The organism is Streptomyces sp. NPDC001222 (assembly GCF_042896945.1).
Lineage (GTDB): Bacteria > Actinomycetota > Actinomycetes > Streptomycetales > Streptomycetaceae > Streptomyces > Streptomyces gibsoniae.
On the sequence record NZ_JBIAXT010000051.1, the window covers coordinates 35,338 to 45,569 of the forward strand.

The following is a 10,232-nucleotide window of genomic DNA, read 5'->3' on the forward strand; positions in this document are numbered from 1 at the left end:
CGTCATGCTGCCCTCTCTGGTCGCCGAAGACCTTCGCCGTGCCCTCGCCACCTACCTGACGACGAGCTTTGCACTTGCCGATGACGACGTGCGCGACGAACTCGACGCGTTCCTCGAGCGGCCGGAGAGTCGGCTCTTCCGCGGGCCGTATCTGCGGGTGCGCACTCCCTTCCGGGAGGCTCCCTCCGGCTGGGAGGCCACGCTCGACTGGAGTCCGAAGGACTTCACGCCATACACACACCAGGCCGCGGCCTGGCAGCGGCTGTCCTCGAAGAGTGGGCGTCAGCCGGAACCGACCATCGTCACCACCGGCACCGGATCCGGTAAGACCGAGTCGTTCCTCGTACCGATCCTGGACCACTGCGCTCGTGCCCGCGCCGCGGGACAGCGGGGTGTCAAGGCCCTGCTGCTGTACCCGATGAACGCCCTGGCCGATGACCAGGCCCGCCGCATCGATGACTTCCTCGGTACCGAGGCGGCGCTGAAGGACGTCACGGCCGGCATCTACATCGGCGGTGCCTCCGGCCCGCGTTCAGCGTCGGACGAGGACGAGAACGAGCCGGGCTCGTACGGCCGCGACACCGGTGCGACGTCCCTCGCCGGCGATCCCACCATCAAGCACCTGATCACCGATCGGGACGCAATCCGCGCCGATCCACCGGACATCCTGCTCACCAACTACAAGATGCTGGACCTCTTGCTCCAGCGCATTCCGGACGCGCCGCTCTGGAAATCAGACTCCCTCGCCTTCGTCGTCCTCGACGAGTTCCACACCTACGACGGCGCTCAGGGAACTGACGTGGCAATGCTGTTGCGCCGCCTCGGCGCAGCCACGGGGGCAGCCCGCGAGGGACGCCCCCTCGGCGACATCACGCCCGTGGCGACGTCGGCGACGCTCGGCGGGGGAATGCCCAGCGGCTCCTCGTCCCTGGCCCTGGACGGCCCTGAGAGGTCGGATCGAGAGCTGCTGCGTGAGTTCGCGGAGAAGGTCTTCGGGACACCGTTTCCCGACGCCGCGCTCATCGGCGAGAACCGGCTGCTGCCCGGAGAGGTCGTCACCGACCCCGACTTCCTGCTCCCCTCACCAGCCCCCGCTGCTCTGGCGGCGCTGCCGGACCCCCTGGACGACGAGTCGGCGCTCGTAGACCTGGCCCGTCTCATGCTCGGCCAACCCCTCAGTGATCCGGTTCAGATCGGCGCCAAGCTCAAGCAGCACATCCTGGTCAAGGCGATCCTCGACGTCGCCGGGAACAGCCCGGTCACCATCCCCGACATCGCCCGCGAGTTCGCCCAGCGCGGTGGCGGACCGGCCTGGGATGAGGCAGCGCGCAGCGATCCTCGGCTTGTCGAGCTCGCCTTCGCGCGGATCCTCGCACTGATCTCGCACGCCCGCAGCCCGCACCCGGTGACGGGAAAACCTGGTCCTTTCCTGCGGGTTGAAGCCCAGCTTTGGGTGCGTGAGGTCCGCCGCGTCATCCGTGCGGCGACCGCCGAGCCCCACTTCCGCTGGTACGACGATGACGGGCCGACCGGAGACTCCCGGCCGAACCCCGCCAACCTCGCCATCTACCAGCCGGCGGAGGTCGACAGCGCCGGGGAGGGCGGGGAGCGGACCGATGCGTCGCGTCGCCCTGTAGGGCCGCCCTATAGGCGGCATCTTCCTGCCGTTTACTGCCGCCATTGCGGGCGGTCCGGCTGGGCTGCGTTGTCCACGGAACTGGAGTGGCAGCAGCTCAAGACGAACACCCTGGAGATCTACAAGGCTTCGGCGCAGAAGAAGCGGGCCATGCGCTGGATGCTGCGGGCGCGCCCGGACGAGTACCCCGTGCTGCACCTGCACGCCGAGAATGAACGGCTGACAACCAACCCGACCGAGGACACGGTCGCGGTCATCACGCCCCATGGACCGCTGTCCGCGGCCCCTGACGAGGAATGTCCCTCGTGTGGTCTCGACGACGGCATGCGCTTCCTCGGCGCTGGCACCGCCACTCTCGCCTCGGTCACCACCACGCAGCTGTTCTCCGACCGGGGACTCGCCGGCAACGAGCGGAAGCTGCTCGTGTTCACCGACTCGGTGCAGGACGCCACCCACCGCGCCGCGTTCATCGCCAACCGCAGCTTCGGCTTCACCTTCCGCGGCCTGCTGACCAAGCACCTCACCCCAGGCCAGCCTGTCGCAGTACATGATCTCGCTGCTGATGCCGCCGAGGCTGTCGTGACGGCCGCAGGCGCGGGCAAGCGCAGCGAACTCGCCTCCATCGTTCCTCCCGACCTGCGAGAGAACCCGGACATCCTCACGCTCCTCGACGAAACAGAGGACTTCAGCGATGTCGGCGCGGACATGCTGCAGAGCCGCATGGTCTTCCAGACCCTCCTGGAGTTCGGTCTGCGCTCCCGCCTGGGCCGCACCCTGGAGCTGACCCGAACCGCTGCCGCGGAGGTCGACCTCAAGGATCTGCCCGCACTCTGCGCCGAACTGCGGGAGCGGCACCAACGCCTGCCCGGGCAGATTTCACTGCCGCCAGACGACGCGGCGTACGCAGTATTCCTGCGCGGGTTGGCCGAGCGACTCCGCCTGCGCGGGGCGCTGTATCACCCCTGGCTGCAGGAGTACATCCGGCAGGCCGGCGCAAGGCGCTGGCCGGTCTGGGGCGGCCGTCCCACCGGCATGCCCGCCTTCCCCAGGGGCCTCGCCGCCCCCGCATTCCCGGTATCGGGCGGCACCCGCACCACCGGCTTCGACTCCCTGACCCGCGACAACACCTGGTTCGCGGACTGGGGCCACCGTTCGCTGGGCTGCGACCGGCGCGAGGCACGCGCGGTCGCCGAGCTCGCCATGAAGCTCCTCGCCCAGCGCGACATCCTGGCCACCTACCACGCCGAGGGCGGCGCGCTCGTCTACGCGCTCAAGCCCCGCAACGTCCTCATACACCGCATAGACGACGCTGCCGCACCAGGCGGGGAGGACGGCGTGAACGCATGCGGGGTGCGCTGCGACACGTGCACCTGGCGGCAGACCGTGCCACCGAGCCGCCGCGAGGACTGGCTGGGCACCGCGTGCCTGCGGTTCCACTGCTCGGGCCACTTCGTGGAGGACGACCGCGACTACACCGCCGACTACTACCGGCACCTGTACACCATCGACCGTCCGGGCGACGTACTGACCGCTGAACACACCGGCGCGCTCAGCCGCGAGCGGCGTGAGCATGTCGAGGCTGCCTTCAAGAACCGGGCCTCGGCCTTCGACCCGAACGTTCTCACCTGCACGCCCACCCTTGAACTCGGCATCGACATCGGCGACTTGTCTGCCGTACTTCTCGCCTCCATGCCGCCCGCACCTGCCAACTATGCGCAGCGGATCGGCCGGGCAGGCCGCAGCACCGGCAACTCGCTCACCGTCACCTTCGTACCGCGAGGCGCCCGAAGCCACTACTACCTCCACGTTCCGGAGCAGATGCTGGCGGGCCGGATCATCCCGCCGGACTGTTACTTGGACGCCTCAGAGATCCTGCGCCGCCAGTACCTGGCCTTCCTTTTCGACCGCGCCGCGGACCGCAGCCTGTGGGAAGGCACGGCGATCCCCGAACGCCCCATGCCTCCACGCATCGGCGAGCTCTTCGGACACGGCCTGGCCGAGGACGGCTGGTTCAGGCGCTTCCTCGACGTCGCGGGCACCCGCCATGCCCAGCTGTCCGCCGCGTTCATCGCTCTGTTTCCCGCGATGACCGCGGCTGCGGCCCAGGGTGTCCAGCACTTCGCCGCCCAGGGCCTGGAGGAAGCCGTCGGAGCCGCGGCCAGCGCGTGGAACAAGCGAGTGGCTGCCCTGCGCTCGAGGATGCGGCAGATCGGCCGGGCCTTCGACGCGCTGTCGACCGCTTCTGGTGATCCCGAACGCGACAAGCAGCGGCGCCAGCTCTTCGCCGAGCAGCGGACCGTCCGCAAGCGCCGGGACGCCCTCGTCTCGGAGAACTCGATCAACGCCCTGGTGCGGCTGGGCCTGCTGCCCAACTACACCCTCCACGACGACGCGACCGTCCTAGACGCCACCTTGTGGTGGAAGGACAGCGACGGGGAGTTCGACGAGAGCTCGACCGACTACGGCCGCGGCTCCCGGCTCGCGCTGACCGAACTTGCCCCCGGCAACATCTTCCACAGCGACGGCTACAAGTTCATCGTCAGCACCGTGGACCTCGGCACCGGTGTCGGCGGCGGCGAGAACGCGTACGCCCTGTGGCGGTTCTGCCCCGAATGCGGATTCGTGGCCACCGAGGAAACCGGGCTCGACATCACCGCCTGCCCGCGCTGCAAGGCACCGCAGATCGCCGACCCGGGGGCCGTACACAAGGTGCTGGTGCCCGAGCGGGTCCTCGCCCGCGAGCGACGCGAGGACGCCCGGCTAACCGACGAGCGCGACGAACGCGAGCGGAAACAGTTCGACGTGGTCACGCTCGTCGACATCGACAAGGACCAGCCGCAAGGGCTGAGGGCGTGGCGCCGCTCTGGCAACGGCCTGCCCTTCGGCGTCGAGTTCGCCCGCGTGGCGACGATCCGCACGATCAACCTCGGACCCTCAGCCGCACCCGGGTCGACCCACGCGATCCGCGGAGAAGACGTCCAGGTCTCCGGCTTCGAGACGTGCCTGGAATGCGGAGGTGTGCGCGGCACCCACCCGCAGGCATGGGACCCCTCGGCCCAGCGAATCGGCACCCGGCACGCGTACTGGTGCTCACACCGCGACGACGGCGTCGCCCACGAGCCGACGGAGAAGTTGCTGCTCGCCCACGAGCTCACCACCCAGGCGCTGCGCATCTTGCTGCCCGTCTCCACGATGGACCTCGCCGACCGCCTCATTTCCTTCAAGGCGGCCCTGCTCCTGGGCATCACCAAGCACTTCGGTGGCGCTCCCGACCACATCCGTGTGGTCACCGACAGCATGCCCGGCGACAGTCAGGAACTGCGACGACGGTTCCTCGTCCTGCACGACTCGATGCCCGGCGGCACCGGCTACCTGGAGCACCTGGCGGACGCCGCGGTGCTGCACCGCGTCCTGACCCTCGCACAGACAGCGCTACGCGAGTGCCCCTGCCAGAAGGAGGAGCAGCGCACGCCCTGCCACCGCTGCCTACTCCCCTTCGTATCCAGCAGCGAACACCCGCACGTCTCGCTGCGCATCGCGAAGGAACTCCTTGACGAGATCCTCAAGGACTGGGCGGTCGAAGCCGTCGACACTCTCTCGGGCGTACGCATCGACCAGCTCGTCGACAGTGAGCTGGAGGACCGGTTCGTCCGGACCCTCATCACCTGGGGCCGCAGGGACGAGGAGGGCGGATCGGTCGCCGCCAAGGCCGGACAGGGCGGAGTGGAACACGAACTCCGTTTCACCCGCGGTGATGCGACCACGCGCTGGCGCATGCGGGACCACGTGCGGTTGAACACCATTGTGCCCAGCGAACCCGACTTCCTCCTGGAGCGGACCGACGGCCCAGCAGAACGGGTCGCGGTCTTCCTCGACGGCTTCGCCTTCCACGCGAGTGAGAAGGTCAACCGCATCGCCGACGATGCCGCCAAGCGAGCGGCCCTCCGGGCGGACGGCGTGTTGGTGTGGCAGCTGACCTGGGACGACGTCATGACGTGGGCAGCAGGTGTCGGCAGCGCGGCGGAAGGGCAGCAGGTTCGTGCCCACACCCGGCCACTCCACACAGATGCCGCACTCCAGCTCGCCCGCCAGATCCACCAAAGCCTTGTCGGCCAGGCCCGCCCCGACGACACCCTCGACCCGGTGCTGCGCAACCCGGTCGAGACCCTGCTGGAGTTCCTCGCCGACCCCGACCGGGCCAAGTGGGCTCGACGGGCAGCCGGCCTGCTGGGCGGCTTCGGAGCAGCGGCGCGCCCCCAGCCGGTGGACCGCGAAGAGACCGGACGAGCGCTTCACGACGTACTGCGTGGCGCGAACCTGTCGGCCTCGGCCACGGCCGCAGAGGCCATCGCGTTCGACGCCCGCACCACAGGCCAGACGCGGATCATCGGCCTGCTGGACCGTCGGCCTGAGCCACGCAGCAAGCAACCGGACATGCGGGCATGGTCCGCACTGGCTGTGCTCGACGACCGGCCGGAAGCCATCACAGGCAACGAGCACAAGGACCGCTGGACGGACTGGCTGCGCTGGTCGAACCTGCTGCAGTTCCTGCAGCCCGCCGGCGCCGACGAACTCCCCCGCTCCTTCCACCAGGTCGCAGTGTCCACCAGCGACCAGGTCGATCCGCACACCGTGGCTCTGCTGGCCAGTGCGTTGCCTACAGAGGCAGGAGCCCCGCAGCCGCTGCCCCAGGCATGGACCGAAGCGATCGAATGGGCCTCGTCCCAGGTCGAGGACGTCCTGCTCGCCCTCGTCAAGGAAGCCCGCCATGGCCGCATCGACGTGCCGGAAGTCGGCTTCGAGTACGGAGACCAGGCGATGCAGGCCGAACTCGCCTGGCCAGACAGGAAGGTCGCCGTCTTCATCGACCTGGACGAGCAGCGAGATGCCCTCTTCGCGCGCGACGGATGGTATGTCGCGAGAGCCGGCACCGTGAATGTAACTGAGCTCATCAAGAAGTTGGAGGGGAACTGATGTCCGGCGCCAAGGTGATCATGGCGGACGTCTTCGGGAAGTCCTATGACGCGCTGGACGGCTCCGTCCAGCCACAGGTGCTGCAGTTCATCATGAAGATGCAGCGCGACCCGGACTCCAACGGCCTCAATCTGAAGCCGCCGAAAGGCGCCAAGGACAAGAGGGTCCGCACCGCACGCGTCACCGACAACTACCGGGCCGTGCTCATGCACTACGCCGACCGCATCTACTACCTAGTCGCAGTGCTGCCACACGACGACGCCTACGACTTCGCCGCGAACATCCTCTTCGACATCAACAAGGTCACCGGCGGCATCGAGCTAATCAATCTCGGCAGCCTTTACGGCACGCTCAGCGGACAGCCGAAGGTTGCCGACACCGCGCCCGACACCCCGTCGCTGTTCGCCGGTGTCTCCGACGCCGACTTCGAACGACTGGGCGTCCACACCTCTATCGTTCCGGCGCTCCGCGAGATCCACAGCGAGGACGCGGTCCTCGGCATCGTCGAGACCCTGCCCAAGCTGGCTCGCGACGTGATCCTGTGCCTCGCCGACGGCATGTCCGTCGAAGAGGTCTGGGAACAGGTGAGTTCACTCGCGGCCACCGACGACGAAGTCGACACCCAGGACTACGAGGCCGCAATCGAACGCCCCGCCACCAAGGAAGCCTTCGTGGTCACCGGCGACTTCGCCGAGTTCGGGCGGATCCTCACCGAGCCCCTGTCCGCCTGGCGGATCTTCCTGCACCCGGCACAACGGGCGCTGGCCGAGCGCAAAACCCCCTACAAGGGCTCCGTCCGCGTCACCGGAGGCCCCGGAACAGGCAAGACGGTCGTGGCCCTGCACCGCGTCAAGGCCCTCGCTGAACGCCTGCCCGCCGGCCAGGCCATCCTGCTCACCACCTTCACCACCAACCTCGCCAACCTGCTCAAGTCGATGCTCAAGGACCTCGGCGGCGCCCAACTGCTCGCCAAGGTCGACGTACGGAACATCGACAAGGTCGCCTACGGCACCGTGAAGGAGACCTTCGGCGCGGAAGCGCCCAGCAGGCTCAAGGACGGCGAGATCCTCAACCGCTGGATCGAACTCTCCCAGGAGCAGCAGACCCCCCGCTTCGACGGCCGCTTTCTCAACGCCGAGTGGAAGCAGGTCGTGCTGGCTCAGGACATCCGCAGCCGCGACGAGTACTTCGCCGCCAGCCGCGCCGGGCGCGGACGACGCCTCAACCGCCCCGAACGCGCCCAGGTCTGGTCTCTCGTCGAGGAATTCGAGCGCAGACTCGACCGCGAAAAGGCCGCTGGCGTCACCCAGCTCGCCGTTCAGGCAGCCCGGATCGCCTCCGGCTGGTCCGACGAAGAGCGACCGTACCGGCACATCGTCGTGGACGAGGCCCAGGACCTGCACGCCGCCCACTGGAAACTGCTGCGCGCGCTGGTCCCCGACGGCGACGACGACCTGTTCATCGTCGGCGACGCGCACCAGCGGATCTATGACAACGGGACGTCCCTAAGCGCCCACGGCATCAAGATCCGTGGCCGCTCCAAGCGGCTAACCCTCAACTACCGCACCACCCGGCAAATCCTCGCCGCCTCCCTGAACCTGCTCGGCGACTCCAAGTTCGACGACCTCGACGGAAACCCGGAACAGCTGCGCGGATACCGCTCCGTCCTAGCGGGGGCCAGACCTGAAACCATCGGCTATCGCTCCTCCTCCGAAGAGATGGCGGCGCTGGCCAAGCGCGTGGACATCTGGCAGCAGGAAGGGATCAAGCCCCACGAGATCGCGGTCGTAGCCCGAACCCACGCGATCACCGACAGCGCTGTTCAGGCACTGCGTGACGCCACGCTGGCCGCAGTGAAGGTCGAGGACTACCGCGTCCCCGACCCCGACGAAGGCGTCCACGTCATGACAATGCACCGCATCAAGGGACTCGAGTACCGCGCTGTCGCCATCGTCGGAGCCGGCGCCCAGCACATGCCGCTGCCCAGCGCTGTCACCCCAGAGACCGAGGACCGCCTCCAGTACGCCTCAGACCTCCGCCGCGAGCAGTCTTTGCTCTTCGTCTCCGCCACACGCGCCCGCGAGCAGCTGTCGATCACCTGGTCAGGCCGTCCCAGCCATTTCCTCCGCGACCCTGCCGCCTATAGGTAGACAGGACCTCGCGACACACTGGGCCCTGGGCTACGCCAACTCAGCCGTGAGTGCCGTTCGCTGGAACCAGCGCCTGTGGTGGGCAGGCAGGGCCTGCTCAAGCCAGACTGCGCTGGCACCCGCCGCGGCAAGCCTTGTATACACATCCGAGACGTCGTAGCCGGCCCGGGTCCGGCGGAAGTGCATCCCGACTTCCCCATGTCCACCTCTCACGCCAAAGGTGAACCAGCACGAGCGTTCTGCACCCGCGTCGCAGTTGCACGGCTTACATGCGCAGAAATCACGCTGCACCTGGAGCGCCATGCCCCATTTCGGGTGTGTCAAGTACTCGATGACAGCGTCGTGTTCCACGGCTACGCCGTGCTCGTAGCGAAGTTCAAACTTCCAGCCCAGGCCGTGCTGCCAGTAGCGGACGCAGAATGGCTTGGTCACCGTGTGGAAGAGGGCGATCCGGCGTAGCAGGCCGCTGGCCACCCATGCGGTTGCTACTCGTTCTTCCCTCCAGGTGGAGTCAGCGGCCAGGTAGCTGCGCTCGGGTTGGGTCAGTTCGAGCCTGTCCCACAAGGGCCGGAGGTGGTGTCCACGACACCTGGCGCGATGGTCCGTGAGGATCTCGCGCCACTGTTTCGGTGTCGGCCCGGTCAGAGTGACATGGGCATCAGTGTCGACGAGACCGAGATGGAGGCCGCCCGCGTCGATCCCGCGGAGCCTGACGCCCATGGCACCCCCCAGGCCCTCCCCATCCTCATCGGCGCCGGTGTACTGGGTGGGGAGGAGAGCTTCAAGGCAATGCCTGGGAAGCCGGTGGCGAGGACCGAGCTGGGGATCTACCGCCACACTCAGGTGAGTGTCCGCCGGGACGACGTGGGCAACGCCAGCGGGATGGGCGCAGTAGTCAATCGTGCCCCCCAAGCGCTCGAAGACCTCAGCCTCCAGGCGGGACTGGTCGCGGCTTGCATCCGGCACCGGGAGCTGACTGTCCGCCGCTGCGTGTTGCTGCAGGCTGCCCTGATGGCCAATGCCCGTACAGCGAGAGCGGTAGCGAGCCTTCTGCGTAAGCGCGCTTCCGTGACTCATCATCATCCTGATCCGCACACCGTCCGACCCCGGCGCGCACAGATCGGAGAGCACAGTCTGGTTGCGCTGGTCTTCTCGGGGTGGGGCCTGGCTCCTTCACGCCCGCAGACACTATGGCGGCACCGGGTCGGACGGTGAACCTGCGGGTGATGGCCTACCTGAAAGGCCATCACACATCCTGCCACCACCATCGAGGTGCGGCATGCATGGCGCGCCAAGGCGCTTACAAATTGTCAACCCTCACGAGGGTGCCGCTGACTCGCGGCCACCAACAACTCGGCTGTCCATGCCCTCATCGCCAGGTCACGTCCGCTGGAGTGGTGTATCGACGGCCACTCGGTGATCTCTTTTTGAGGCTATGCGGTGAGTTCGGTGGGCAGGGTGGTCTCGTCGGT

At 67.9% G+C, this 10,232-nt stretch carries 3 protein-coding genes; 2 read left to right on the forward strand and 1 reads right to left on the reverse strand.

The genetic code is table 11. The features are described from left to right. Positions 1 to 4 precede the first annotated feature (4 nt). Complete coding sequence (locus ACFY2Z_RS38630; RefSeq protein ID WP_390748673.1) at positions 5 to 6,610, forward strand: DEAD/DEAH box helicase; 6,606 nt, start codon at positions 5 to 7, stop codon at positions 6,608 to 6,610. Beyond that, positions 6,610 to 8,760: a UvrD-helicase domain-containing protein gene (locus tag ACFY2Z_RS38635; protein ID WP_390748674.1), complete on the forward strand. Its 2,151-nt coding sequence runs from the start codon at positions 6,610 to 6,612 to the stop codon at positions 8,758 to 8,760. Before ACFY2Z_RS38630 ends, ACFY2Z_RS38635 begins: the two co-directional genes overlap by 1 nt. A 30-nt stretch (positions 8,761 to 8,790) precedes the next feature. On the opposite strand, the gene ACFY2Z_RS38640 is transcribed toward ACFY2Z_RS38635, so the two are convergent. Continuing rightward, entirely contained in the window at positions 8,791 to 9,480 is a 690-nt protein-coding gene (locus ACFY2Z_RS38640; protein WP_390748675.1) for a hypothetical protein, read from the reverse strand. Positions 9,481 to 10,232: the final 752 nt, after the last annotated feature.